The organism is Natrinema sp. 1APR25-10V2 (assembly GCF_031626495.1).
Taxonomy (GTDB): domain Archaea; phylum Halobacteriota; class Halobacteria; order Halobacteriales; family Natrialbaceae; genus Natrinema.
Map to the genome: position 1 here is coordinate 287,057 of NZ_JAMQOJ010000003.1, position 23,172 is coordinate 310,228.

Annotated in this window: 26 protein-coding genes; 11 read left to right on the forward strand and 15 right to left on the reverse strand. The window is 63.9% G+C overall.

Annotation, left to right across the window (positions count from 1 at the left end):
- Positions 1-98 precede the first annotated feature (98 nt).
- The 4 genes from NDO75_RS10755 to NDO75_RS10770 form a co-directional block, all read right to left on the reverse strand.
- The gene (locus tag NDO75_RS10755; protein ID WP_310906214.1) at positions 99-2,861 is read right to left on the reverse strand and encodes a PAS domain S-box protein; all 2,763 of its coding nucleotides are present in this window, start codon (positions 2,859-2,861) and stop codon (positions 99-101) included.
- Between the two features lie 442 nt (positions 2,862-3,303).
- Positions 3,304-3,960 carry an HAD family hydrolase gene (locus NDO75_RS10760; protein ID WP_310906215.1) on the reverse strand — a complete coding sequence of 219 codons (657 nt, stop codon included), beginning with the start codon at positions 3,958-3,960 and terminating at the stop codon, positions 3,304-3,306.
- A 315-nt stretch (positions 3,961-4,275) separates the two neighbouring features.
- On the reverse strand, positions 4,276-4,605 hold the full coding sequence (locus NDO75_RS10765) for a HalOD1 output domain-containing protein (RefSeq protein ID WP_310906217.1): 330 nt from the start codon (positions 4,603-4,605) through the stop codon (positions 4,276-4,278).
- Positions 4,606-4,786: 181 nt separating this feature from the next.
- Positions 4,787-5,233, reverse strand: a complete 447-nt coding sequence (locus NDO75_RS10770; RefSeq protein ID WP_310906218.1) for a response regulator — start codon at positions 5,231-5,233, stop codon at positions 4,787-4,789.
- Between the two features lie 113 nt (positions 5,234-5,346).
- Here NDO75_RS10770 and NDO75_RS10775 point away from each other — a divergent pair, with 113 nt between their 5' ends.
- Together NDO75_RS10775 and NDO75_RS10780 are read left to right on the forward strand one after the other, a co-directional pair.
- Complete coding sequence (locus tag NDO75_RS10775; RefSeq protein WP_310906219.1) at positions 5,347-6,006, forward strand: helix-turn-helix domain-containing protein; 660 nt, start codon at positions 5,347-5,349, stop codon at positions 6,004-6,006.
- Between the two features lie 79 nt (positions 6,007-6,085).
- Positions 6,086-6,376: a HalOD1 output domain-containing protein gene (locus tag NDO75_RS10780; RefSeq protein WP_310906220.1), complete on the forward strand. Its 291-nt coding sequence runs from the start codon at positions 6,086-6,088 to the stop codon at positions 6,374-6,376.
- Between the two features lie 376 nt (positions 6,377-6,752).
- Here NDO75_RS10780 and NDO75_RS10785 read toward each other — a convergent pair whose 3' ends face one another.
- The 6 genes from NDO75_RS10785 to NDO75_RS10810 all read right to left on the reverse strand — a co-directional run bounded on the left by NDO75_RS10785 (position 6,753) and on the right by NDO75_RS10810 (position 12,737).
- Entirely contained in the window at positions 6,753-8,411 is a 1,659-nt protein-coding gene (locus NDO75_RS10785; RefSeq protein WP_310906222.1) for an NAD-binding protein, read from the reverse strand.
- Between the two features lie 229 nt (positions 8,412-8,640).
- Positions 8,641-9,972, reverse strand: a complete 1,332-nt coding sequence (locus NDO75_RS10790; protein ID WP_310906223.1) for a cation:proton antiporter — start codon at positions 9,970-9,972, stop codon at positions 8,641-8,643.
- Between the two features lie 35 nt (positions 9,973-10,007).
- Positions 10,008-10,502: a TrkA C-terminal domain-containing protein gene (locus tag NDO75_RS10795; RefSeq protein WP_310906224.1), complete on the reverse strand. Its 495-nt coding sequence runs from the start codon at positions 10,500-10,502 to the stop codon at positions 10,008-10,010.
- A gap of 100 nt (positions 10,503-10,602) precedes the next feature.
- Positions 10,603-10,971, reverse strand: a complete 369-nt coding sequence (locus tag NDO75_RS10800) for a methylglyoxal synthase (RefSeq protein ID WP_310906225.1) — start codon at positions 10,969-10,971, stop codon at positions 10,603-10,605.
- Positions 10,972-11,056: 85 nt separating this feature from the next.
- Complete coding sequence (locus NDO75_RS10805) at positions 11,057-11,758, reverse strand: SDR family NAD(P)-dependent oxidoreductase (RefSeq protein ID WP_310906226.1); 702 nt, start codon at positions 11,756-11,758, stop codon at positions 11,057-11,059.
- 97 nt (positions 11,759-11,855) lie between these two features.
- The gene (locus tag NDO75_RS10810; protein WP_310906227.1) at positions 11,856-12,737 is read right to left on the reverse strand and encodes a halocarboxylic acid dehydrogenase DehI family protein; all 882 of its coding nucleotides are present in this window, start codon (positions 12,735-12,737) and stop codon (positions 11,856-11,858) included.
- 96 nt (positions 12,738-12,833) lie between these two features.
- Here NDO75_RS10810 and NDO75_RS10815 point away from each other — a divergent pair, with 96 nt between their 5' ends.
- The 3 genes from NDO75_RS10815 to NDO75_RS10825 all read left to right on the forward strand — a co-directional run bounded on the left by NDO75_RS10815 (position 12,834) and on the right by NDO75_RS10825 (position 15,406).
- Complete coding sequence (locus NDO75_RS10815; protein ID WP_310906228.1) at positions 12,834-13,523, forward strand: haloacid dehalogenase type II; 690 nt, start codon at positions 12,834-12,836, stop codon at positions 13,521-13,523.
- A 149-nt stretch (positions 13,524-13,672) separates the two neighbouring features.
- Complete coding sequence (locus NDO75_RS10820) at positions 13,673-14,764, forward strand: AI-2E family transporter (protein WP_310906229.1); 1,092 nt, start codon at positions 13,673-13,675, stop codon at positions 14,762-14,764.
- 159 nt (positions 14,765-14,923) lie between these two features.
- Positions 14,924-15,406, forward strand: a complete 483-nt coding sequence (locus NDO75_RS10825) for a peroxiredoxin family protein (protein ID WP_310906230.1) — start codon at positions 14,924-14,926, stop codon at positions 15,404-15,406.
- A 26-nt stretch (positions 15,407-15,432) separates the two neighbouring features.
- On the opposite strand, the gene NDO75_RS10830 is transcribed toward NDO75_RS10825, so the two are convergent.
- Positions 15,433-15,744: a tautomerase gene (locus NDO75_RS10830; RefSeq protein WP_310906232.1), complete on the reverse strand. Its 312-nt coding sequence runs from the start codon at positions 15,742-15,744 to the stop codon at positions 15,433-15,435.
- Positions 15,745-16,009: 265 nt separating this feature from the next.
- On the opposite strand from NDO75_RS10830, the gene NDO75_RS10835 reads away from it, so the two are divergent.
- From NDO75_RS10835 to NDO75_RS10845, 3 genes are all read left to right on the forward strand, one after another.
- Entirely contained in the window at positions 16,010-16,693 is a 684-nt protein-coding gene (locus NDO75_RS10835) for a haloacid dehalogenase type II (protein ID WP_310906233.1), read from the forward strand.
- Between the two features lie 116 nt (positions 16,694-16,809).
- Entirely contained in the window at positions 16,810-17,100 is a 291-nt protein-coding gene (locus NDO75_RS10840) for a helix-turn-helix domain-containing protein (RefSeq protein WP_310906234.1), read from the forward strand.
- Positions 17,101-17,206: 106 nt separating this feature from the next.
- The gene (locus NDO75_RS10845) at positions 17,207-17,626 is read left to right on the forward strand and encodes a VOC family protein (protein WP_310906235.1); all 420 of its coding nucleotides are present in this window, start codon (positions 17,207-17,209) and stop codon (positions 17,624-17,626) included.
- A gap of 48 nt (positions 17,627-17,674) precedes the next feature.
- Here NDO75_RS10845 and NDO75_RS10850 read toward each other — a convergent pair whose 3' ends face one another.
- Entirely contained in the window at positions 17,675-19,024 is a 1,350-nt protein-coding gene (locus tag NDO75_RS10850; RefSeq protein ID WP_310906237.1) for a transposase, read from the reverse strand.
- Between the two features lie 269 nt (positions 19,025-19,293).
- Here NDO75_RS10850 and NDO75_RS10855 point away from each other — a divergent pair, with 269 nt between their 5' ends.
- Positions 19,294-19,434, forward strand: a complete 141-nt coding sequence (locus NDO75_RS10855; protein WP_310906238.1) for a hypothetical protein — start codon at positions 19,294-19,296, stop codon at positions 19,432-19,434.
- A gap of 109 nt (positions 19,435-19,543) precedes the next feature.
- On the opposite strand, the gene NDO75_RS10860 is transcribed toward NDO75_RS10855, so the two are convergent.
- Complete coding sequence (locus NDO75_RS10860; protein ID WP_310906240.1) at positions 19,544-19,810, reverse strand: hypothetical protein; 267 nt, start codon at positions 19,808-19,810, stop codon at positions 19,544-19,546.
- Positions 19,811-19,959: 149 nt separating this feature from the next.
- Between NDO75_RS10860 and pyrF the strand changes: the two genes are divergently transcribed.
- A complete protein-coding gene (pyrF, locus tag NDO75_RS10865) occupies positions 19,960-20,763 on the forward strand; it encodes an orotidine-5'-phosphate decarboxylase (RefSeq protein ID WP_310906242.1) in 804 nt (267 codons plus the stop codon).
- Here pyrF and NDO75_RS10870 read toward each other — a convergent pair.
- Positions 20,760-21,047 carry a hypothetical protein gene (locus NDO75_RS10870; protein WP_310906243.1) on the reverse strand — a complete coding sequence of 96 codons (288 nt, stop codon included), beginning with the start codon at positions 21,045-21,047 and terminating at the stop codon, positions 20,760-20,762. The genes pyrF and NDO75_RS10870 overlap by 4 nt on opposite strands.
- Positions 21,048-21,066: 19 nt before the next feature.
- Positions 21,067-21,243 (reverse strand): hypothetical protein, encoded by a 177-nt coding sequence (locus NDO75_RS10875; RefSeq protein WP_310906244.1) that lies wholly within the window; start codon positions 21,241-21,243, stop codon positions 21,067-21,069.
- A 179-nt stretch (positions 21,244-21,422) separates the two neighbouring features.
- On the opposite strand from NDO75_RS10875, the gene NDO75_RS10880 reads away from it, so the two are divergent.
- Complete coding sequence (locus NDO75_RS10880; RefSeq protein ID WP_310906245.1) at positions 21,423-23,024, forward strand: GTP-binding protein; 1,602 nt, start codon at positions 21,423-21,425, stop codon at positions 23,022-23,024.
- Positions 23,025-23,172 lie beyond the last annotated feature (148 nt).

Genomic DNA, 23,172 nt, shown 5'->3' on the forward strand with positions numbered 1-23,172 from the left:
AAATGAGTGCCCCCTCCCCGAGGGACCGGTTCAATGGTTAGGGTCGGTCGGGAACCGGCGCCTCCGCGAAAACTACCCGAGGCGTGTCGTCGGACTGCCTATCGCGGGCCCCCGTCCCCTTCGTAGAGGAGTCCGAGCAGTTTTCGCAACCCGGCGCGGATGTGATTGCTGACCGTCGGCGCGGAGACGCCGAGCGAGGTGGCGATCTCTTCGCCCGTCCGTTCGCGCGGCGATTCGAAATACCCGCTGAAGTACGCCGTCTGCAACACTTCGCGCTGACGGGCCGTCAACTGCTCCTCGACGGCCGTCGCGAACGCGCTCCGGGGCCGACCCGAACGGTCGCGCTCGCGGTTGGCGACCAACTCCGTGGTCGGGTATTCTTCGGTCAAGAGGTCGACGAACTCCCGGATATCGTTGTCATTCGATAGTTCGACTCGGAGCCGCCCGCCGTCTCGCGTGATCGTGAACGATCGCGGTACCGCACCGCGGTCGAGCAACCAGAACAGCAGGCTCTCGTCGGTAATGACGCTCTCGTACAGGTTCGACTCGTCGTCCGTCGAGATCAATTGACTGTCCTGAACGGCCACGTGCCGATCGACGAACGAGAGGTACGATTCCGGCGGCGCCCCGACGATCCGATAGTAGGCGCGGTACGCGCCCTCTCCGGTCGGGACGATGTTCTCGAGGCGGAACTCGCGATCGGGGTCCCGAGCGACGAACTCCTTGAGCGGATGGTCGGAGAGATCGATCGCGAGCTCGAGGTCGACGACGGTGTCGCTCACGAGCGCCTGTTTGCTCTCGACCGCGTTGATCGCGTGGCCGACCGTCTCGCCGAGTTCGGTGAGGACCTGACGCTCGATGCCGTCGAACAGTTCCGTCCGATCGGAGTACACGGTGAGAACGCCGTAGAGACTGTCCCGATAGGTGAGCGGAATCGAAATCACGGACCGGTAGCCCCTTCGGAGGGCTTTCTCTCGCCACGCTTCGTGTGGCGGATCGGTGAGGAGGTCGGTTTCGATGACGGGTTCCCGCTTCCGCACTGCCGTCTCCGCTGGCCCCTCGGACCCGTTGTCGGCGCCGGCGAACGAGAGCGATTTCAGGTATCCCTGCTGGTGGCCGCCCGATTCCCGCGGACTGACCGCGTCCGTCGCCGCTTCGTACCCGCCGATCCACGCGAAGGTGTACGTGTCTCCCGCGGTGAGCTTTTCGCACACCGCCCGCTCGATCTCCGTTCGACTCGAGGCGCGGACGAGCACCTGATCGATGCTCCGGACGACGTTGTTGATCCGATTGAGCCGGTTGAGCGATTCGTTCTGTTCCTCGAGGAGTTCGTCCCGGTCCTGGAGATTCCGCTCGCGGTCGATGCGGTCGAACGCCCGACGAACGTCCTCGGCGACGGTCTGAACGAATTCCATGTCGAGCGACGGCGACCCCGCGACGAGCACTCCGTGTCGACCCAGCGGGTGAACGATCAGCTCGTCTACCGGTCCGCGCTCGTCCAGATAGGGCGACGGATCCTCGATCACCGTGGGCTCTCCGCTCGTGAAGGCGCGCCACGCGATCCCCTCGTCCCGATCGAGGAGGTCGAAGGCGTTCAGCCGGTCCCGCGCCGACTCCGACTGCGCGGCCGGTCGGAGTTCCCCCTGTTCGCCGACGAGGGCGACGGTCGCGATCGGGAGGTGGAGTCGCTCCTGCGCGGCCTCGGTGAGGACGTCGCAGATATCCCCTTTGGATTCGACCTCCATACACTGAGAGAGGGTCTCGTTCAGACCGGCGATCCGTTCCTCGTGACGCTTTCGGCCGGAGACGTCCTGAAAGTAAAACGCCAGTCCGCCGTCGGACTCGGGGTAGACCTCGACGTGGAACCAGCCCTCGAGCTGGGCGAAGTGTTCGTCGATGGTGGCCGGTTCGCGGTCCTCCATCACGCCGCGATAGACCGTCTCCCATCGCGTCCCGAGTCCGTCGGCGAACACGTCCCAGAAGTGCTCCCCCAGTAACGCGGACTCGTCCATTCCGTAGATCTCTTCGGCTCGATCGTCGACCAGCGTGAAGCGCCAGTCCTCGTCGACCTCGACCACCGCGTCCGTCATCCGATCGATGATCGTCTGGCGCTCGCGCTCGCGCTCTTTCCGGCCGGTGATGTCGTGGCCTTCGGCGATCAATCGCGTGACGGTCCCGCCCTCGTCGGTGATCGGCCGGATGGAGAAATCGATGACGAGCTCTCGGTCTTCGCCCCGGACGCGGATTTCGTCCCGAAACTGCTGGCCGCCCCGTCCGCGTTCGATCGCTTCCCGAACGGTTTCCCGGGCCGCCTCCGACGACCGTACCCAGTAGGTATCCCAGAGACGCTTTCCGATCACGTCCTCCCGGTCGAGTCCGCCGAAGTAGAGCGCCGTCTCGTTGGCCTCGAGAACCGTCCCGTCCGGATCGAGGAGCCCCGCGAACTGAAACGTGTTGTGGAAGATAGACTCGAAGCGCCGCTCACGTCGTTTCTCGTCCGTGACGTCCTCGACGTAACCGAGGTAGGCGGGAGCCGAGCCCTCCGTGACGACGGTCCCGTGCGCTTCGATGGTGATCTCGTTCCCGTCCCTCCGTACGGCCTCGTGTTCCGCCGTGACGCTCTCGGCGTCTCCGCGAGCGAGCGCGGCCTTCTTCTCCCGAAACGCCTGGTACTCCCGTTCGGCGAGAACTGCGAACGGCGACGCTCCGACGAGTTCCGACGGGGTATAGCCAAACAGCTCCGCGAACTGTTGATTGACGTACGAGAACTGGTCGTTTCGAATTTCGCAGATCCCGATGTCGTTTCGCTCGACGAGCGCTCTGTATCCCGTCTCCGGCTCGCGGTTCGTGTTTCCGTTCATACCGGCGCGGGCGATCGATACGGCGACAGCGGTTCTCTACCGGTTCCGTGTCGGGCCGACGGGCCGTTCCCACGTCCGCGTCGTGCCCTTTCGTCTACTAAGAGACAGCGTTCGCGAAACGAGAGTCGCGGTCTGCGCACTGCACAGCGACGCTCGTTCGATACTGGACCGGAGCGATCCGGTCGAGAGACGTTGCTGAACGTGATACCGATTCTCGATGGAAGTAGCGAACGATACCGACTGCGATGCGCTTCGGGTCGACTTCTCGAGACGAACCGCGAGAGTCGATCGAATCGAGTGGGGCTAATCGTGATCGATTCTCGAGGCTTTTCGGCAAAAACCGTTCTTCCCAATTATCGAGGTGACTGTCGATCGATCGCGAACCGTCGGCGGCGCGACACGGCCTCGAGCAAACCCGGCGCGAGTACGAGAGACCGATCGGTTACGCCTCGAGGTCGGCGACGAGTCCCGATAGCGCGGTTGCGAGCTCCCGTTGTTCGACGTGCGCGACGGCGCGCGGATCGGGGTCGGGGCCGTCCTCGAGGAGGACTTGAATCGCGGCCATCCCGGTTTCGGTCGCACCGCGGACGTCCGCTTCGACCTCGTCGCCGACGTAGACTGCCTCGGACGGCTCGATGCTCAGTTCCGCCGCGATCGCCTCGAACGCGCGGGGGTCGGGCTTCCCGGCCTCGAGTTCGCCGGTGACCAGCGCGGCATCGAAGGTGTCCTCCCAGCCCAGCGTCTCGAGTTTGTCCCGCTGGGCGCGGACGGGGCCGTTCGTGAGCAGGCCGACCCGGTACTCGCCGCGCAGATCCGCGAGCATGGCCTCGACGCCCGGGAGCGGCTCGAGGTCGTCGGCGATCGTCTCGCGGTAGGCCGTCGCGACCTTGGCCGGGTCGGCGTCGCTGTCCGCGAGCAGATCGGCGAAAATGGGTTCGCGAGTCTCGGTGGTGAGGTTTCGGCGGTGAGCCTCGAGATAGTCGTCGCGGGAGAGCGAGGGCGCGCCGGTCGTCGTCGTGGCCTCGTCGAGGATGGTCGCCCGATCGCGTCGGGGAACGGCCAGCGTGTAATCGAGGTCGAAGACGACCGCCTGTGGCATAGGCGTTACAGGGGACTCGAGAAGGTTGAAGGTGTCCCTTCCGATCGGTACGTGTCGGTGCCGCTCGGAACGGGAACTCGAGCACGAGTTAGACGGCCGATTCGATGTTCGGACTCGCGGAATGACCGTCTCGTTACTAAAATGACGCTCGCAACCGTGCGGATGACTATGAGGGCCGTGGCCGTATGAATTATCCAGACTGACCATAGCAGAGTGGGCAACTGACCACCAATTCCGACGGCTTTCGGAGGGTGACCTGAAGTGGGAGAGATACGACCTGATTGAGGGCTACGAATCGGCCGAATAGTTATCAGATTACGCGATCCGATCGTAGCGGATAAGGAGACGGTCATCGCTGTACATTTCGACGGAGTAGATGTGTTCGGTCGAAACCTCGAAGGAGACAGAAGTCGTTCCTTCTCTTCCATCGTTCTCCAAGATGGTATCGAGGGCTCCGGGGTTGATGTGATCGTAGAGAACAAACCCAACCTCGGTCGGTACCTCCGTGGGATCGATGTCTTCGAGGACGCAAATCGCCTGAACTACGGCGGTGCTTGGCTGTATCTCATCGCTGTATTCATATTCAACAGCGGATCGGGACCCCTCTGTGGCAATTTCCTCGATACGTGTATCGGACTCGCTCATGTGTCTGTCTCAACAGATCGAACGCGGTCAACGGTGAATACGGCTCTGCGTGGGTTTGCAAATACCACACATTTTAGGTGCGGTCTCTTCACTAATCGCAGAGAGGCCTCTTCTCGAGCCGAAATTCAGGTTCGTAGTGACTTTTCTCGTCAATCCGTCCCAGGCAACCGGCTATCCGCTTTCACTCCGCGGTTTGGCGAAGCAGGCTCAACCAGAAGTACTCGAACGAACGGACGAGTCTGAGAAATTCGCTCGGATCGACCGGCTTCGTGAGATAGGCGTCGGCTTTCGGGTCGTGGGACCTGAGAAACTCTTCTTCGATATCGAAACCCGTAAGGACTATGACGGGAAGGTCATCTAAGTCGTCGGTGCTGATCTCCTCGAGGATTCTCTCCCCCGTCATCTGTGGTAATCGCCAATCGAGCAGGAGTAGGTCGGGGTATGGCTCGTCGGCGAACTCCCCGCGGTGATGGAGGTAATCGAGTGCGTCTTGGCCAGTCGTCACGACGGAGAGTGTGTTCGCGATACGCGCGTCGGTGAACGCTTCCTCGATCAATCGCGCGTCTCCCGGGTTGTCGTCGACGAGAAGGATTTCGACTGCTTGCCCGGAAGCGGCGGGGGAATCCATGAAACGATATCCACTGCCGTCGAGGTTAAGTCCCTTGTTTGATTGACACGGGTGAGAACGGCGAAATATAGCCGGGGAAAGAGTTGAGAGGACAGCAGTAGAGAGACGGTGGTATGCTACTCGCGACGCTTCGACTCGAGCACGGTGCGCTCTCTCTCGAGGAGACGTTCGAGCGGATACCGCACCTCGAGGTCGAAGCCGAACGGATCGCGGCCCATAGCACCGAATGGACGATGCCCTGCATGTGGGCGACCCGTGCCGAGCAGCAACGGATCACCGAGGTGTTCAAGGAAGATCCGTCGGTCGACGACATCGTCGATGCCACCGCGTTCGACGACGAGTGTTTTTATCAGGTGGAATGGAGCGACGACGTCGAAACGCGAATAGATGCGTATCTCGACACCGGCGGGTCAATTCTCGACGCGGAAGCCACTGCTGACGGCTGGCAGGTACGAATCCGGTTCGGGGCCCGTGATCAGTTCGATACCTTTCGGACGGTGTTGACCGACTGGGGGTACGAATTTGCGCTCCTCGGACTTACCGAGCCGAACGAGCCCCGCCATCTGGGCGGACAACTGACCGACGCCCAGCGTGAGGCCCTCACCGCCGCGAACTCCTACGGCTATTACGAAGTTCCACGCGCGATCTCGACGCGAGAGCTCGCGGACGAACTCGAGATGTCCCATCAAAACCTCTCGAAGTTACTCCGGCGGGCGACGGGACGGCTCATCGACGAAACGCTAACTGCGGCGGCCGATACCGAATCGGAGTGAGCCAGCGGCCGTAATTGCACTTAAAGGGGTGCCAGGGCAACCGGTCTCTTCTTGCCTCACGTTCCGTTATAAAGCGACAATGGATATCGATTCTGAGGAGGTTACGATTGACGGTCCGTCATCTCCGAGCCAGGCGATCGTGATGGGGCTCGCCGAGCGAAACGACGTGAGCCCGCTGGAAATGCAACCGCTGTACGAGGCGGTTAATCCGGAAGCACTCGACACACTCTTTCAGAACGGACGGTCTGGTCGCGTTACCTTCGAGTACGCTGGATACGAGGTGGCCGTCCACGGAAACGGGCACATCGATATCCACGAAACCGAGCACAGTGCTGGAGAGGGGGAACTGGCGGGCGCAGACGAGGAATGAGAGAGTCATCAGAAATTCAGCTTCGGTGTGGAGTCTGTAGGTGGGAGATCCCAGTCACCGATTCCATCGACTCAACAGAGGCGAGCCAGCGAGCGATCGATCACTTCCTCGAAACGGATCACACACCCATCGGAACACGAGATCTGATCACCGCATGAGCACTCAGACCACCGATGCGCCTCTCGAACCCTCCTCGCCGAGGACGACCCCGGTGATATCCGTCTGATTCAGGAGGGGGGCAGGGATCTCGAGTTCGAGACGGCGTTCTAACTGCCGTCGACGGGGATCGGCTTCCTGCGATCGTCTTCTTCCTTCTCGACTATCCGCCCTGCCGGGAGTCGTTAGCCCTGATCTGCGTCGTGGTACAACGCGATGGTCATACCGTGTCGACGGTTCGCTCGAACTCCTGAATCGCCCCGTCGCTTCCCGCGACGATCACTTCGTCGTCGGCTTCGACGGTGATGCGTTCGTCGGTCCGAACGGTACCACCACGCGAAACGCCGACGATAGTCCATCCGCGTTCGGTGTTGCGACGGACGTCCGCTACCGTCTCGCCGACGAACGGCGCAGCGTCGGCTCGGACGAGGCGAATCTGACTCGTCGGATCGATCACTCGTTCACCGTGAACCTCCGTCGCGGCCAGGCGAGCGGCCACCTGCTGAATGGAGAGGACGTAGTCGGCACCCGCTCTGAACGCCGCCTTCGTCTTCTCGCCGTCGGTCACTCGAGCGAGGATCTCTGTCTCGTCCGAAAGCGACCGAGCCATTGCGACTGTCAACAGGGCGGTCGAGTCGTCGTCGACGGTGACGACCAGTGCCGAGGCGTCGTCGATGCCGGCTTCGCGAAGCGTCTCGGGTTCGGTAATATCGCCGACGAGATCGGGATTTCGATCCGCCGATTCGTCCACGGTCGTCGCCGAAACGCCCGACGGGAGCGCCTCGGCGGCTGCGGTTCCGCCTTCTCCGAATCCGGCTACGATGATGTGTGACGGAGCCGTGACGCGTCGCGACCGGACGCCGGCGGTCTCGTTCGCGAACTCGTCGAGCTCGCTCGCCGGCCCGGCGACCACCAGCACGGTGTTCGGCCTGAGTCGATCGTCAGGTGACGGTGGCAGGTGCAATACGCCGTCGAACCACCCGGCGACCAGCGTCAAGTTCGGATGGCTCACGATCGGTGAGTTGCGTACGCGGACGCCGTGAAGCGGGCTATCGCGACGGACGAGTATCTCGCGGACGTCGACCTCGTCCCCCTCGGACCGTCCGTTGACCGTGACGGGGGTCACCGCTTTCTCCGCGAGTCGCTGCCCGATCAGTGCATGTGGAGCGACGCTCCGGTCGACGCCGACCTCCGCGAGCGCCGCCTTGCGGCGCGTCGACTCCGTGAAACTGATCACTCGGAGGTCTTCGTTCGCTTCGAGCGCAGTGAGGACGACGCTCGCCGTTTCGTCGCCGGCGTCGGTGATGAGCAGGGTGGCTCGCTCGATCGCCGCCCGGTCGAGGTCGGCTCGTTGCTCCGGGTCGCCGTTGATAGCCTGATAGCCGTCGTCCGAGAGGCGCTTCGCCTCATCCTCGTCGGATTCGATGAGAACGTAGTCGATACCGAGTTCCTCGAGTTCATCGAGCAGTATCTCGGTGTCGTGCCGGTACTCCACGATAACGACGTGGTCGTTCTTGCTCGTAAGTCGGTCGTCGAGGTTCAGCGGCGTCCGTTCGAAGAGCGGAATGACGAGGACGCGCAGCGTGACGAATCCGATGACGACGCCGCTCAACTGGATCGTCACCATCAGCACGTTCATTACCGGCGTCGACCACGGCGAGTCCGCGCCGTACCCGGTCGTCGTCATCGTTTCGACTACCGTCTGAAACGACCGAAAGACGGACTGCGGACGGTCCTCGAGCGCAGACATTCCCCAGTTGTAGACGATCGTGTAGAAGAGAACGGTCAGACTGAGACCGGCTACGAACGTCAGCAGGAGTCGCTGTCGCTTCGTGAGATTCTGCGGACTGAGTCCTTCGATGTCCCGGAGCGCACGCATCGAATACCCTCCAATCATCACCGATAGGGGCTCTGAACGATTAAGTGACGGGCTTTCGCCGGGACGGGTACTGTCCGTCGGGGAACGTCTCGTTCTTCGAGTATCGGTTACACGTCGTCTCGTGGAAACGAGTTGAGAGCCGCGATTTACCGTCCTATAGACTGTTCAGAGTCATCGTGAAGGGAGAAACGACGCTGTTCGCTCCCGGTTCGACGGTGGGACAACTGACTCATTCCTCCACCGGTCGAGCGGAACCGACGCCGTGCCGCTCGAGCAGGCCGACGACGGCGGGTTCGATCCGGCTCGAGTGTTGCATAAGCGAGGTGCCGAGGACGCTCATGACGAGGACGTAGCCGACGGCGAACGCGTAGATCGTCTCCGCTGTGCCCGTCGCGATGCCGGTACCGGCCCCCGAGAGCGCGAGGCTCGCGATAATCAGCGAGAACTCGCCGCGGGTGGCCATGCCGAGGCCGACCCGGACCGATCGGCGGTCGTCGAGACCGTAGATCTTCCCACCGAGGAAGCCGCTGACGATCTTCGCCGGCGCCGTCAGGACCGCCGCTGCGGCGATGGTGGCGAGCACCGACGGCGAGAACAGCCTCGGATCGGTGACGAGCCCGATCCAGACGAAGAAGATCGCCGCGAACGCGTCCCGGATCGGCTCGAGCAGCCGCTCCAGATCGTGGACGTGATCGGTCCCGGAGAAGGCCATCCCGACGAAGAAGGCGGCGACGGCCTCGCTGACGCCCAGCGCGTACGCGATGCCGGCGACGAGGATCGTGACGCCGAGCGCGCGCACGACGACGAACTCGTTGGTGTCGGCGTCGAGGAACCGCTGGAAGAAGCCGGTGCCGTACGAGACGAGCGCGAGCAGGGCGACGATGACGCCGATCGCGATCCCGATCTGCCCCGCGGCCGCCGCGACGTCTCCGCCGCCGAGGACGAGCGCCGACACGATCGCCAGGTAGACGGCGATGAACAGGTCCTCGTAGACGAGGATCCCCAGCATCGGTTCGGCCTCGTCGTTGGCGATCCAGCCGAGATCGAGCAGCGACTTCGTGATGATGGCGCTCGAGGAGATGTAGACGATGCCGGCGGTCAGCATGGCGGCGAGCAGACCGCCGAAGACGAGATAGCCGAACCCGAATCCGATCGCGAAGTTGACGGCGAGATCGACCGATCCCGCCTTTCCGATCCGATTCCGGCTCGCCAGCAGCCGCTCGAGGTTGAACTCGAGGCCGAGGAAGAACAGTAGGAGAACGATCCCGATCTCCGCGCCGACGACGACGAAGTCGGTGTCGGTGAGCGCGAGTCCCCCCAGCGCCGCGAGGAGGTCGACGCCGCCGATCGTGAGCTCGGGAACCGTGGCGGTGTACCCGCCGATCCCGACCTCGCTGCCGGCCAGCGCGGGCAGTTCGCCGAGGACGTTCGATCCGATGAGGATGCCGGTGAGGATGTACAGCGGGATCACCGACTGATCGATCCGGCTCGCCAGCACGCCGGCGAGTGCGACCGCTGCAAAGAGGAGTCCGACGTCGACGAGCGCCGTCTCAGTCGCCACTACCGCTCACCTCCGGCTGGGAGCATCCGTTTCGATCACTCCTCTCGCTCGCCACCGAGCAGTTCCTCGAACCGGGCGCAGTCCTCGCGCTCGCCGATGACGACAAGCGTGTCGCCGACTTCGATGGCCGTCTCCGGCGTCGGCGGCGAAATCAGGTCGTCGCCGCGCTGAATCGCGACGATGGAGACGCCGGTACGCTGGCGAACTCGCGCGTCGGCGATGCTCTTCCCGGCGATTTCGGACTCGTCCGTGACGCCGTACCACTCGAGGAACGTGTCGTCGCCGAGCATCGTCTCGACCTGCTCGGTCTCGACCGGCTGGAAGTACGCCCCCTCCAGAATCGTGCCGATCTTCCGGGCGAGCTGGTCCGAGACCTCGAACAGCTTGTCGCCGTCGGCGTCCGGATCCGCTTTCAGGTACACCTCTCGTTTCCCGGTGTTGTGGGTCACGATGACGAGCTGCTCGCCGTCCTCGAGGTCGACCTCGAACTTCTTCCCGACGCCGGGGAGGTCGCTCTCGTAGATGGTCATACGGAGACGTTCGAAGCCGCCGTATTAAATAGCATGCCCGCAGCGAAGTCCGAAGACAACATGACCGGCGGTATACCCCGTCTGGTCGACCGCGGAGACGCTACTCGGCGAGCCCTTCGATGAGAAACGTCGCGGAGGCGAGGTTCGTCGCGAGCGCCGTGTCGTGAACGTCGCAGATCCGCAACAGCGCCGAGATATCTGGCTCGTGGGCCTGCGCCCGCAGCGGATCCCGGAGGAAGACGATCCCGTCGAGCCGGTCTGCCGCGACTTCGGCGCCGATCATCAGGTCGCCGCCGAGCGGCCCCGACGCCTTCCGCTCGACCTCGAGGTCGGTCTCGTCCGCAATCCGCTTTCCCGTGGTCCCGGTTCCGACCAGGTCGTACTGCTGGAGTTGCTCCTCGTGGGCGCGAGCGAATTCGATGATGTCCGGTTTCTTCTCGTCGTGGGCGATCAAGGCGACGCGCGTCATAGTGGAGGATCGGCGCCAGACGTGATAACGGTATGCCACGTCTGAGCATCGGAGGGGACTCGGGGCCCTTGGATACCGCGGCCGCTCAGAACTCCTCGACGTGGGGGCGCAGGTCGAGTTCGAGCGTCCACGCCGACCGGTCCTGCTCGACCAAATGCCAGTAGGAGTCGGCGATTGCGTCCGGATCGAGGAACTCGTCTTCGTCGCGGTCGGGTTGGGACTCGCGGACCGACGGCGTCGCGATCCCGCCGTCGATCACGACGTGGGCGACGTGAATTCCCTCGGGACCGAGCTCTCTCGCCATCGATTCCGCCATCCCCCGAACGGCGAACTTGGCGGCGCTGAAGCCGATCGCACCGCCCCGGCCGCGGACCGCGGAAGTCGCCCCGGTGAAGACGACCGTCCCACCGTCGCCGGCGAGCATGTCGTCGACTGCTTCCCGCGAACACAGCAGCGCGCCGTAGGCCGACGTGCGCCACGCCCGTTCGAACTCCTCGAGCGAGATATCTCGGAGGCCCGACCAGGACCCGCCGCTCGCGTGGTTGACGAGGACGTCGACGGGGCCGAACGCGTCGCGGACTGCCTCGAACCCGGCCTCGACCTGTGCCGGATCGGTGACGTCCGTCGGGACGGCGACCGCGTCGTCGCCCAGGTCGGCCGACAGCTCCTCGAGGTAGTCGTCCGAGCGGGCGAACAGTCCCACCTGACAGCCCTCGTCGACGAACTTGCGGGCGAGCGATGCTCCGAGACCGGGACCGACGCCGGCGATGACGGCTGTGTGCGTCATAGGCCGAGGGACGACGGCCGGCCCCAAAACGCTGTTCCGGGGGAGACGGGCCGCTCGCCTCGAGCGTCGGCCTCAGCGTGCGCCGGCCGGCGACGCGTCAGAGTGACCGCTCGCCGCCCGCGTCGAGCGTCGCCGCGTAGGTGACGATGGTCTGGAGGACCATTCCGGTGGCCCCTCGGTTGAACGCCCGAACGTAGTGCTGGAGCTCGTCGATCGTCTCGTCGTCGAACCCCTGCTCCGCCAAGTCGGCGGGCGAGAGCCGCGGCGTGTACGGGAGCCGCTCGAGGTGGTCGTCCACGACCGCGTCCGCGTCGTGACAGCCTCGTTCGAACGCCTCGCTCTCGAGGACCGGCTCGAGATCGGCCCACGCCGGCTCGAGGTAGCCCGGCCACTGCGCGAGACAGCGGTAGATGCTCGGAAGTCCGCTCTCGAAGCCGTGGAACTCCCGAATATCGGCGACGGTCTCGGAGAGGTCGTCGGGAACGTCGCCGACCTCGAGCATCGTCACGGACCGACCGCGGTCGCGGTCGAGCCACGCGGGAAGGGGCACCGTCGACGGCGCGCCGTCCGGGTCGGCGTCCGGCAGTTCGTCGTTTATCGCCCGATCGCAGACCGCGAACGTGAGCGCCAGTCGCGGCGCGACGATGTCGAAGGTCGCGATCTGGCCCCGGAGCTCGCGCCACTCGGCCGGTCGGAGGTCGGTGTCGGCGCGCCGGTAGCGCGGCAGGTCGGTCGGGCCGCCTTCGATCGCCGAGAGCACGGCGTCGCGATAGCCGACGGAGTACCGGCCGAACTCGCGGGTCTGGAAGAGCGGCTTGATCTGCCCCCACATGTAGCGCGCGAACGCGGGCTCGTTGGCCGTCAGCGATCGAAAGTACCAGTTGACGATCGGCGCGCGAAAGGTCGTCTTGATGTCCTCGTAGAGGCCGCGTTGCCAGCCGGTCGCGTCCTGCTCGTACAGCTGCTTGCTCCGGTCCATACGGGCACGTCGACCGCGACGTCTATCAGTTCCGGGGCCGCCCGCGTTCCGCGAGCCGGACCAAGCTATTTCGACGTTCGTGGGGTAGCGATCGCTATGTCGTTCGACCCCGAGGCAGTCGAGACGATCGCGTTCGACTCGTACGGAACGCTCGTGGACGTCTCCGGCGTCTCCGAGCCGCTCGCGGAGCACGTCGACGACCACGATCCGAACCTCGTCGCGAAGCTCTGGCGTGAACGATCGCTGTCGTACGCGATGGTCGGCAACGCCATCGAGGAGTACGACTCGTTCTACGAGATGAACCGCCGTGCGCTGCAGTACGCCCTCGAGACGGCCGGCGTCGACGTCGACGAGGACGAGCGCGAGGAGATCCTCTCGACGTACCACGAACTGCCGGTCTTCGACGACGTTCACGACGGCATCGAGCGATTGCGCGACGCGGGCTACGACTGCTACATCGTCTCGAACGGCAGCGAGGAAATGCTCGAGTCGCTGCTCGAACACGCCGACCTCGGCGGGCTGATCGAAGACGCGGTCAGCGCCGACGAGATCGAGCAGTTCAAACCGCAACCCGAACTGTACCGCTACGCCGCCGACCGGATCGGGACGCCGATCGAGGATATCGCCTTCGTGGCGGGCGGCTGGTGGGACGTGCCCGGCGGGATTCACGCCGGAATGCAGGGCGTCTGGATCAACCGGCAGGACACTCTCTGGGGACCGTACGAAATGGACCCCGACCTGACGATCGAGAGCTTCCACGACCTCGCGGACGAACTCGAGGGCTGACGGCGGACCGCGTCGTCTCCCGCACCGTCCCGGTCGGGAACGCGAGGGCGCTCGATCGGACCCGGTCGCTCGACGTGACACTCACGCGTCGATGACCGCATTCTATCTCAAGACCGGCATTTTTCCCCTCGAGACCCGTGAAACCGCCTATGGGCGGTTTTCGCGGTCGTGAGGGGACGCGGCTCGTCTGGATCGCGCTGGGGCTGGTCATCGCAGCGCTGATCGCGCTCGCCCTCTACAGATACTTCGGCGCGCTTCTGTTCGCGATCTTCGTCTACTACGCGACGCGGCCGCTATACCGGTGGCTCGACGGCTACATCGACCACCCGAACGTGACGGCGACGGCCACGATACTGTTCGTCATCGTCCCCATGCTGGCCGTCGTCGCCTACGCGACCGTCGTCGCGCTCAGAGAACTCGATCAGTTCCTCGCCGCGAGCGATCTCGGGGCGTACCGGTCGCTCTTCCAGCCGTATCTGCGGCTGGCCAGGGAGGGAAATATCGATCGGCTTCGGGACGCGATCGCTGGCGGATCCGGCGGCTCGCTCGGCAGCGCCCTCCGTCAGGGCGTGCCGAGCGTCGTCGGACAGCTGCGGTCGATCGTCGGGACCGTCTTTTCGATCCTCGCCCAGTTCTTTCTCATGCTCACCTTCCTCTTTTATCTCCTGCGGGACGATCACAAGTTACGGCGGTGGTTCTACGAGAGCATCGACTACGACGACGACATCGTCTCGTTCACCGAGTCGGCCGACGGCGACCTCGAGACGGTTTTCGTCAGTAACGTAGCGGTTATCGCGGTCGCGGCCAGCGTCGCCGCCGTCTCGTTCTACGGGCTCAACGTCCTCTCCTCGAGCGGAGCCGTCGTCGCGGTGCCGATACTGCTCTCGCTGCTCATCGGGATCGGGACGCTGGTCCCGGCCGTCGGCATGAAGATCGTCTACGTCCCCTACGGGCTGCTCCTGCTCGGCGTCGCGGTTACGACGCCGACGCCACTGTGGCACCCGTTCGCTTTCCTCGCCCTCACGTTCGTCGTCGTCGACACGATCCCCGATTTCTTCGCGCGATCGTACCTCTCCGCGCGGAGCGGCGTCCACATGGGACTGGTCCTGCTCGGCTACTTCCTCGGGACGCTCGCCTTCGGCTGGTGGGGGCTGTTCTTCGGTCCGATCGTCGTCGTCCTCGCGGTCCACTTCGCCGATCAGATCTTTCCCGACCTCGCCAGCGATTTCCTCGAATCGTAACACGGCGACGGTTCACAGCACCGTGGTACCGGTTGGATCGAACCGAGCTGAGGCTCGAGCGAGTCGCGCCCGAGCCCGACGAGCACGGAGCAACGTCGACCGGCCCTTGCTTCCACGTTCAAGCCACGGACATACCCCACCGCGGACGCTCATCGGGGTATGGGACTCGAAGGCGAGCAAGCACCCGACTTCACGCTCCCGAGCACCGCCGGCGGCGAGGTATCGCTCTCCGATCGACTCGAGAACGGCCCGGCCATCGTTATCATCAACCGCGGTCACTGGTGCAGCTTCTGTGCGGAACAGCTCCAGACGTTCAGCGAGGTCGCCTACGACCTCTGGTTCCACGAGAAGGTCGACGTCCTGCCGATCGTGACCGATCCGCTGCCGCGGGTCGCCGAGATGCGCGACCGCTACGACCTCGAGATCCAACTGCAGGCCGATCCCGACGGCGAGGTCGCAGACCAGTACAGCGGCACCGAGGAGACGAGCCACGGCCTCACCGGCATTGCAGCCGTCTACGTGATCGACGAGGAGGGAACGATCCGCTACGAACAGGTCGCGGACGACCCCGCGGACCGCACCTACGCGAACTGGATCCGGTACTTCATCCGGAACGACTACCGGGATCCGTTCGGCGAGTAGCTGACGCCCGGCCGTTTCGGCACTTCTCACCGCCGACCAGCGCCGTCTTCGGCCTCGTGTCCTCCCCACGACGAGAGCACGCGGTCGTACTTGTGGAACCGGTCGCCGTCGTGCTCGGTGACGACGGCGTACATGTTCTCGGTCGGAACACCCCACCGTTCGTGAGCGCCGCCTTCGACGCCGCTCACGAACGATCGCCGCTGTTCGAACGACCGTCCGGCCCTGATGTCCGCGTTCAGCATCACCGCGTCCTCGCCGGGATCAAGCCGACCCAGCGAGAACGAGGCAATATCGAGGGCGCGGACTGTAACCGCGACGTGGCCGGTCCCCGTCGCCATCCGATCGACGTACGCGTCCGTGATCTCGCCGGCGAACGCGCGTTTCTACGCCGAATCGACTGCGGCCGTGGTTTCGAACTGAAGATGTGGTACGTGATTGCGCACCATCCGTCTCGGGATACGTCTTCGGTGTGACGTGAGTTGCGGTCGGGGACACCGCGGCTGCCCCCAATTAGTTTCACGCCGTCGGCTCCCCTTATTCCAGCCGCGACGGGTCGAGAGCGCGCGCGGGAACTATTACGCCTCGTGCAGACGTTCCGCCCGAATGACTTTCGACTCCGACCGCGTCACGACGATCACGTTCGACTCCTACAGCACCCTCGTCGACGTCGAGGCGGCCATCCGTGCGCTCGCCGATCACGTCGACGATCCCGGCCCCGTCTCGACCCTGTGGCGACTACGCTCGCTCGAGTACACCCTCGTCGCGAACCACGTCGACGCTTACCAGCCGTTCTACGAGATGAACCGCGACGCGCTCCAGTACGCGCTGGACGTGTTCGACGCCGACGTCACCGAAGACGAGCGCGACGAAATACTGGCGGTCTACCACGAACTCGATGTCTTCGACGACGTTCGTGACGGTATCGAGCGCCTCCGCGACGGCGGCTACGACTGCTACGTCGTCTCGAACGGCGATCCCGACATGCTGTCGTCGATGGTCGCCCACGCCGACGTTGACGACCTCCTCGAAGACACGATCAGTGCCGACGAGATCGAGACGTACAAGCCCGCAGCCGACCTCTACCGCCACGCGGCCGGCAGAACCGGCACGCCGATCGACGAGATCGTCCACGTCACTGCCGGCTGGTACGACGTTATGGGCGCCAAACACGCCGGCATGCAGGGTGCGTGGGTCGACCGCAAGGGCCGGCCGTGGGAGCCGATCGCCGGCGACCCGGATCTGACGATCGGGAGCTTCCACGAACTGGCCGATGAACTCGGAGTCTAACGCTTGCGACCCTGACGACTCGCGTCTCACCGACCGGCGGTCGTCCGGTGGCGGCTGTGCAGACCCGATACATTGCAGGGTGTGATTAAAGGCGGTCCGTTGCGATGTATCGCCAGATGAGTGATCAGGTCGTTCTCACCACCGACACTGTTCCGGACGCCGTCGACGAGACTCCTCCGAGCGCCAAACTCGTGCTGACGGTCCTCGCGCACGAGGGCTCTCTCACGCAGTCCCGACTCGCCGAGGAGACGATGCTCCCCGCTCGGACGGTCCGCTACGCGCTCACCCAACTCGAGGAACACGACCTCGTCACCTCACAGATATCCTTTGCCGACGCCAGACAGCAGATCTACTCACTGAACGACGACCTGTTCGCGGCGGCGGAGCGACGCGCATCGCGTTCGTAAATCGCTGCGAACGGTCGGTGCGATCTCCGGAAGACGTACGCCGACGAGCGGACCGCCGGACGGCACGGACGAAAGCGTTTTTCCCCGCGCTCGAGCGATCCAGAGTATGGCAGCCCTCAGTACACACCACGTCGGCATCACCGTCGCGGACCTCGAGGAGACGCTCGCGTTTTACCGGGACACCCTCGATCTCGAGGTCGCCGATCGATTCAGCGTCGGCGGTCAGGCGTTCGCCGACGCCGTCGGGGTCGACGAAGCGAGCGCCGACTTCGCTCACCTCGAGGCCGACGGGACGCGAATCGAACTCGTCGAGTACGACCCCGAGGCACGCGGATCTCCTGCGGCAGAGTTGAACCAGCCTGGCGCGACGCACGTCGGTCTCTCGGTCGACGATCTCGATCGATTCGCCGAGACCCTGCCCGGCGACGTGCCGACGATCAGCGGGCCGCGAACGACCGAGAGCGGCACGAAAATCATGTTCCTGCGGGACCCCGAAGGGAACCTGATCGAAATACTCGAAGCATGACATCCTCCGCGCCCTGAAGAGCGCGGTTTCCTCTCCGACGTGGGAGTCTCAGACTGCCTGAGACTCCCCGGAGGCAACATTCCTGTCACGGTGGACAGTACTCGGGTCTGTGCGCTGTTCTTTGGGATTTTCATGAGAGCATGGTGACTCCGACCATCGGTGGTCGTTCCACTCGAACCGCACAGGCCGTGCCATCGGCCTGACTGCTTTGCTTGTGTGCCGCTTCAGGAACGTTTTTGATGCCGTGAGGTCGGCGTGCCCTTCGAACCCACACGGGCAAGTGAGCGTGTCCTGATGCCGTGTCGTTCGGTCTGTGCCCCCGCACTGCGGGCACTCCTGACTCGTCCACGCTTCTGACCGAACCTCGAGCGAGATACCGTACTCTTCGGCGGTACAGGTCAGTCGCTCGGTGAACTGCTTGAACGCCCAGAAATTGTGCGTCTTGGCGTTCGTCTCCACTGACCAATGAGTTTCGAGGACATCGGTCAGCCCGCCAATATACACGGTTTCAACGCCATCGTCGTACAATCGTTCGATTAGATCACGACACAACGCTTCTTGAGCGTGGTCACGGCGACGAGTTCGCTTGCGGTACAGCCGCCGGATACGCTCGCTACTGTACTGATCTTCCTCAAGTTTCGACTGCAACCGAGCGATCTCTGTTGTTGTCCCACGGAACCGCTGGAACAACTTACAGCCGTTGTACAGATATTGTTTTCCGGTCGTGGTGGTACAGGCGACGAGCTTGTTGGCACCAATGTCCAGAGCGGCCTTCTCTGAGGCCAGTGGAGTTGCCCGTGCGTCGTCAGAAACAGTCACGGGTTGCGAAGTCCGGAAGGTGCTATCAGTCTCGTCGTACCACAGGTCCAACCGGCCCTGTTTGTCGTAATCAGGCCAATCCGGGCTGCCAGCAATTTCCAGCCGGAGACGCCCGGTGCGGTCGTATCGGTCTTTCAACTCACTTCCAACCAGTATCTCAAGTCGGGACCGCTCGCCCCAGTCGACGGTGTACGACGTGTTGCGAATGACGGTGTGCAGCTTGCGACCATCGTCTTTGTTGCCCCAGAATCCCGGTGGTTCCGGGTGTTCAGTGACCGATCTATCCGACTCATCGTGATACGCGTTCTTGTTCTCGAAGAATCCACGCCATGCTTCGCTATTTTTCCGTATCACCTGTTGGGCGGTGGAAGCGCCGAGAACGCCTTTGTATTTCCCTTCGAGTCGGCCTGTATCGGCGTCCCACACGTTGTCCTCGAAGCCATCCTCGCCGTTGTACCGCATGAGCCGTTCGTAGTTGGCTTCGTTCCAGAGAGCGGCAGAAGCGTCCAGCAGGTCCCGTAGTAGTTGCTCTCCGGTTTCGGAGAGCGGTCGTACGGCAAACGTGTTGGTTCGCTTCATGCTACAATATTTTTACTCATTTAATTCAAATAATTATTATGGCGTATGGCGACTGAAACGCCACTTACCTGCTACATTTGTGGTCGAACCAGCGACGAGTGGATGACCGTCGATATGATTGGGCTATTCAAAGACCAAGAAGCGGCACGAGACCGATTTGAAGAAAAACACGGAGAGGAACCTGAGAGTTACCTGTTCGTCTGTCCTGACTGTGATGAGGAGAGTCCACACCACGCAGAGAATAGCCGCGACAAGTACGGAGTGTACCGATGAGGCCAGTAATCGCCATTTCCGACGCGTTTCACGGGCCGATAAAAGACTACGCCGAAGCAAACGACCCCTCACTCGATGAGGCGTATGTTGTGGCGCTGGAAACTGGCCTCGACACGTTGGAGACTCAAGACAAGTAGTAACGCGGTGGTTCCTCACTGGAGTGTACGCGATTCACGCCCGCCGTGAACGGCGGGACTCTCTCGCTGTTGAAAGGTAGCCCGCCGACGACAGCGCGCTGGCCGGCGGCTACGGCCCCCGACAGGCCAGCGTCGATCGCACCTGCTCGACTTCCTCGTCACACTCCGAGCAGATGCGTTTCTCCGCGGCGATGTAGACGACACTGCACCGAGAGCAATGGAAGAGATTACCGAACGAGTCCGAGACACTGGACCCGCTATCGCGGTCGCCGCGATCCGTCTCGTCGACCGCCGTTTCGGGTTCGTTCGTCAACGTCGATCGGACCCGTTTACGGAGGCGCTGCGAGAGCGACGTTGCGTTTTGTCGAATTCCCATATCGGTGTACACTAGCGAGCGAGCGAAGTAACTGATGTCTAAAATATTTGGAACGGCTAGGTGTACCATGTCACGTTCGCGTCGGCCGGATTCGCTCCCGTCGGCCGACGGATAGCAACCTTTTCGACCGTCGCGGAGCCACTGCCGGCATGAACTTCTTCGACCGCTTGCACGACCGCATTCGGACGGTCGACAGCGTCGTCTCCGTCGGGCTCGATCCCGACCCGTCGCGCATTCCAGACCACCTGCAGGAGTACGACCTCCCCCGCTGGGCGTTCAACCGTCGCATCATCGACGCGACCCACGAGCACGCCGCCGTCTTCAAGCCCAACGCCGCGTTTTACGAGGATCCGGACGGCTGGGCCGCCCTCGAGGAGACCATCGCCTACGCCCACGGCAAGGGTGTTCCCGTCCTGCTTGACGCCAAACGCGCCGACATCGGAAACACGACTCGCCAGTACGCGAAACTGCTCGAGACGGTCGACGCCATCACCGTCAACCCCTACATGGGCCGCGATTCGCTGCAGCCGTTCCTGGCGGACGAGGAGTCCGGCGTATTCATCCTCTGTCGGACGTCGAATCCCGGTGGATCGGATCTGCAGGACCTCGAACTCGAGACCGGCGAACCCGTCTACGAGCGGGTCGCCGCGCTGGCAGACCTCTGGAACGAGAACGACAACGTCGGGCTCGTCGTGGGTGCGACCCAGCCCGAAGAGCTCGAGGAGCTGCGCGAGCAGGTGCCCGACCTGCCCTTCCTCGTCCCCGGAATCGGGGCACAGGGCGGCGACGCCGAGGCGGCCGTCGAGCACGGACTCGCGAACGGTGTCGGGCTCGTCAACTCCTCGCGCGGAATTATTTTCGCGGGCGAAGACGATGGCGAGGAGTTCGCCAGCGCCAGCGGTCAGGCGGCGAAGCGGCTGAAGAAGCGACTCAACCGATACCGGGAGAACTAGCGACTCGTCTCGGCGTCGTCCGATTTCGCAGCACCGTCGGGATCGGCGTCCACCACCCGCCCCGCGATCCGATCGTCGACCACTCGTGCGACGATCTCGACCGCGACGGGCTCCGTCGGCGGACGTTCTTCGAGCCGATCCAGCCCCTCGACGACGGCGATGTCCATCGGGCTGGCGTCGTTCGGGTGGGCGGCGACGAGCTGGCCGTCGCGCTGCTCGAGCCGGAGGCGATAGGTCTCGCCGATGCCGAGGGATTCGCTCAGCAGGTCGCGGATGGAAGTCACGGGTTCGTGGCTCGCGGGGTCAGAACCGGTTGATGTCCACGTCCTCGGACTGACCGGGCTTGGCCTGCGCGGCACAGTCGGCGCACAACCCCAGTTCGTCGTCGTAGTGGAGCTCACAGGCGAGCGTGCCGCAGTTGGGACACCGCTCCTGTGCGGGGCGTGATTCGCAGATCTGACAGAGGCCGCTGACGCTCATGGGTCGCAGTACGGACTCGAGCGGCTTGAAACCGAGCCCGGCAGTCGTGATCCATCCGATGGCCGGGACGGGCGACCGAGCAGGAGCCGGCGTAGTTTTCCGCGGCTCGGCAATTGTACCATGACAAACATTGTCAACATACGCGAAGGCTTTTGCCGTGTGCCTCCTTACCAGGGAATATGAGCCGTGACCGGGCTCTCCTCGAGCGAGCCCTGGACCGTGGCGAACAGGACGGTGGCAACGTCGAGTTCAAGGAACGACTGTCACGAGACGTCCACCTCGAGGGTGGACGACGGGAGAGCCTGGCCGCGCAACTCCGTCACCGCCTGCTGTCCGGCGACGGCGAAGCGACCTACGTGGTCGGCGTCACGGACGACGGCGGCCTCGCCGGCGTCGATCCCGACACCTTCTCCGAGACGATGGACGTCCTCTCGCTGCTGGCCGAGGAGGCCGACGCACACATCGAGGACGTGCAGACGTGGGGGATCAACGACGGACTCGTCGGTGTCGCCCAAGTTCGAGAGGGCGGCGTCCTCGAAACGGACGACGAACACGTCGTCGTCGGCACCGCCGGCCACGTCGACCACGGCAAGAGTACGCTAGTAGGGTCGCTCGTCACCGGCAAACCCGATGATGGGGACGGAGCGACGCGCGCGTTCCTCGACGTCCAGCCCCACGAGGTCGAGCGCGGCCTCTCGGCGGACCTCTCCTACGCGGTCTACGGCTTCGACGACGACGGACCGGTTCACGTTCGGAATCCCAATCGGAAGGCCGATCGGGCCGAGGTCGTTCAGGAGGCCGATCGGCTCGTCTCCTTCGTCGACACCGTCGGCCACGAGCCGTGGCTCCGGACGACGATCCGCGGACTCGTCGGTCAGAAACTCGACTACGGGCTGCTGACGGTCGCCGCCGACGACGGTCCGACTCGCACCACGCGGGAACACCTCGGCGTGTTGCTCGCGACCGACCTCCCGACGATCGTCGCGATCACGAAGACCGATCTCGTCGACGACGAGCGCATCGAAGAGGTCGAACGGGAGGTCGAGCGGCTCCTCCGAGAGGTCGACAAATCGCCGCTCCGAGTGTCCCGCCACGGCGTCGACGCCGCCGTCGAGGAGATCAGCGAACAGGTCGTCCCCATCGTCGAAACGAGCGCGATCACGATGGAAGGATTAGAGACGCTGGACGAACTGTTCGACCGGCTTCCGAAAACGTCCCAGGACACCGGCGAGTTCCGGATGTACGTCGACCGCAGCTACTCGGTGACCGGCGTCGGCGCTGTCGCTTCGGGGACGGTGATGGCCGGCGAGATCGAGGCCGGCGACGAACTCCTGATCGGACCCATGTCCGACGGCCGCTTTCAGGAAGTCGAGGTCCGCTCGATCGAGATGCACTACCACCGGGTCGACAAGGCCCAGGCGGGCCGGATCGTCGGCATCGCCCTCAAGGGGATCAAAGAAAGCGCCATCGAACGTGGGATGGTCTTGCTGCCTCGCGACGCCGACCCCGAACCGGTCCGAGAGTTCGAGGCCGAGGTCATGGTGCTCAACCACCCGACCCGCATCGGCGAGGGGTACGAACCCGTCGTCCACCTCGAGACGATCGCCGAGGCCGCGGCCTTCTACCCCGAGAACGGCCGGCTGCTGCCCGGCGATACGGGGGAAACCACCGTCCGGTTCAAGTTCCGCCCGTACCTCGTCGAGGAGGGCCAGAAGTTCGTCTTCCGCGAGGGTCGGAGCAAGGGCGTCGGGACGGTGACCGACGTTCATCCGATGGACTGAGCAGCGTCCTCGGCTGCGCTTCGTCGCCTGTTCCCGGGCTCGCGTTTCGATGCCTACGTCCGGGTCGAACCGGCCGTGTCGTTAGGACGAAAGGTGTCAAATCCATCGCGTTCCGTATCAAATGCTTGTGTGTGAGTTTGATTGCTCT

What these genes read in the sequence shown, in the direction of transcription:
- NDO75_RS10755 (WP_310906214.1), bottom strand. Translation starts at nt 2,861, where the DNA reads ATGAACGGAAACACGAACCGCGAGCCGGAGACGGGATACAGAGCGCTC.
- NDO75_RS10795 (WP_310906224.1), bottom strand. Translation starts at nt 10,502, where the DNA reads ATGACCATCTACGAGAGCGACCTCCCCGGCGTCGGGAAGAAGTTCGAG.
- NDO75_RS10875 (WP_310906244.1), bottom strand. Translation starts at nt 21,243, where the DNA reads ATGAGCGTCAGCGGCCTCTGTCAGATCTGCGAATCACGCCCCGCACAG.
- NDO75_RS10835 (WP_310906233.1), top strand. Translation starts at nt 16,010, where the DNA reads ATGACTTTCGACTCCGACCGCGTCACGACGATCACGTTCGACTCCTAC.
- NDO75_RS10850 (WP_310906237.1), bottom strand. Translation starts at nt 19,024, where the DNA reads ATGAAGCGAACCAACACGTTTGCCGTACGACCGCTCTCCGAAACCGGA.
- NDO75_RS10825 (WP_310906230.1), top strand. Translation starts at nt 14,924, where the DNA reads ATGGGACTCGAAGGCGAGCAAGCACCCGACTTCACGCTCCCGAGCACC.
- NDO75_RS10845 (WP_310906235.1), top strand. Translation starts at nt 17,207, where the DNA reads ATGGCAGCCCTCAGTACACACCACGTCGGCATCACCGTCGCGGACCTC.
- NDO75_RS10820 (WP_310906229.1), top strand. Translation starts at nt 13,673, where the DNA reads ATGGGCGGTTTTCGCGGTCGTGAGGGGACGCGGCTCGTCTGGATCGCG.
- NDO75_RS10855 (WP_310906238.1), top strand. Translation starts at nt 19,294, where the DNA reads ATGAGGCCAGTAATCGCCATTTCCGACGCGTTTCACGGGCCGATAAAA.
- NDO75_RS10770 (WP_310906218.1), bottom strand. Translation starts at nt 5,233, where the DNA reads ATGGATTCCCCCGCCGCTTCCGGGCAAGCAGTCGAAATCCTTCTCGTC.
- pyrF (WP_310906242.1), top strand. Translation starts at nt 19,960, where the DNA reads ATGAACTTCTTCGACCGCTTGCACGACCGCATTCGGACGGTCGACAGC.
- NDO75_RS10780 (WP_310906220.1), top strand. Translation starts at nt 6,086, where the DNA reads ATGGATATCGATTCTGAGGAGGTTACGATTGACGGTCCGTCATCTCCG.
- NDO75_RS10860 (WP_310906240.1), bottom strand. Translation starts at nt 19,810, where the DNA reads ATGGGAATTCGACAAAACGCAACGTCGCTCTCGCAGCGCCTCCGTAAA.
- NDO75_RS10840 (WP_310906234.1), top strand. Translation starts at nt 16,810, where the DNA reads ATGAGTGATCAGGTCGTTCTCACCACCGACACTGTTCCGGACGCCGTC.
- NDO75_RS10760 (WP_310906215.1), bottom strand. Translation starts at nt 3,960, where the DNA reads ATGCCACAGGCGGTCGTCTTCGACCTCGATTACACGCTGGCCGTTCCC.
- NDO75_RS10815 (WP_310906228.1), top strand. Translation starts at nt 12,834, where the DNA reads ATGTCGTTCGACCCCGAGGCAGTCGAGACGATCGCGTTCGACTCGTAC.
- NDO75_RS10810 (WP_310906227.1), bottom strand. Translation starts at nt 12,737, where the DNA reads ATGGACCGGAGCAAGCAGCTGTACGAGCAGGACGCGACCGGCTGGCAA.
- NDO75_RS10775 (WP_310906219.1), top strand. Translation starts at nt 5,347, where the DNA reads ATGCTACTCGCGACGCTTCGACTCGAGCACGGTGCGCTCTCTCTCGAG.
- NDO75_RS10880 (WP_310906245.1), top strand. Translation starts at nt 21,423, where the DNA reads ATGAGCCGTGACCGGGCTCTCCTCGAGCGAGCCCTGGACCGTGGCGAA.
- NDO75_RS10785 (WP_310906222.1), bottom strand. Translation starts at nt 8,411, where the DNA reads ATGCGTGCGCTCCGGGACATCGAAGGACTCAGTCCGCAGAATCTCACG.
- NDO75_RS10765 (WP_310906217.1), bottom strand. Translation starts at nt 4,605, where the DNA reads ATGAGCGAGTCCGATACACGTATCGAGGAAATTGCCACAGAGGGGTCC.
- NDO75_RS10805 (WP_310906226.1), bottom strand. Translation starts at nt 11,758, where the DNA reads ATGACGCACACAGCCGTCATCGCCGGCGTCGGTCCCGGTCTCGGAGCA.
- NDO75_RS10800 (WP_310906225.1), bottom strand. Translation starts at nt 10,971, where the DNA reads ATGACGCGCGTCGCCTTGATCGCCCACGACGAGAAGAAACCGGACATC.
- NDO75_RS10830 (WP_310906232.1), bottom strand. Translation starts at nt 15,744, where the DNA reads ATGGCGACGGGGACCGGCCACGTCGCGGTTACAGTCCGCGCCCTCGAT.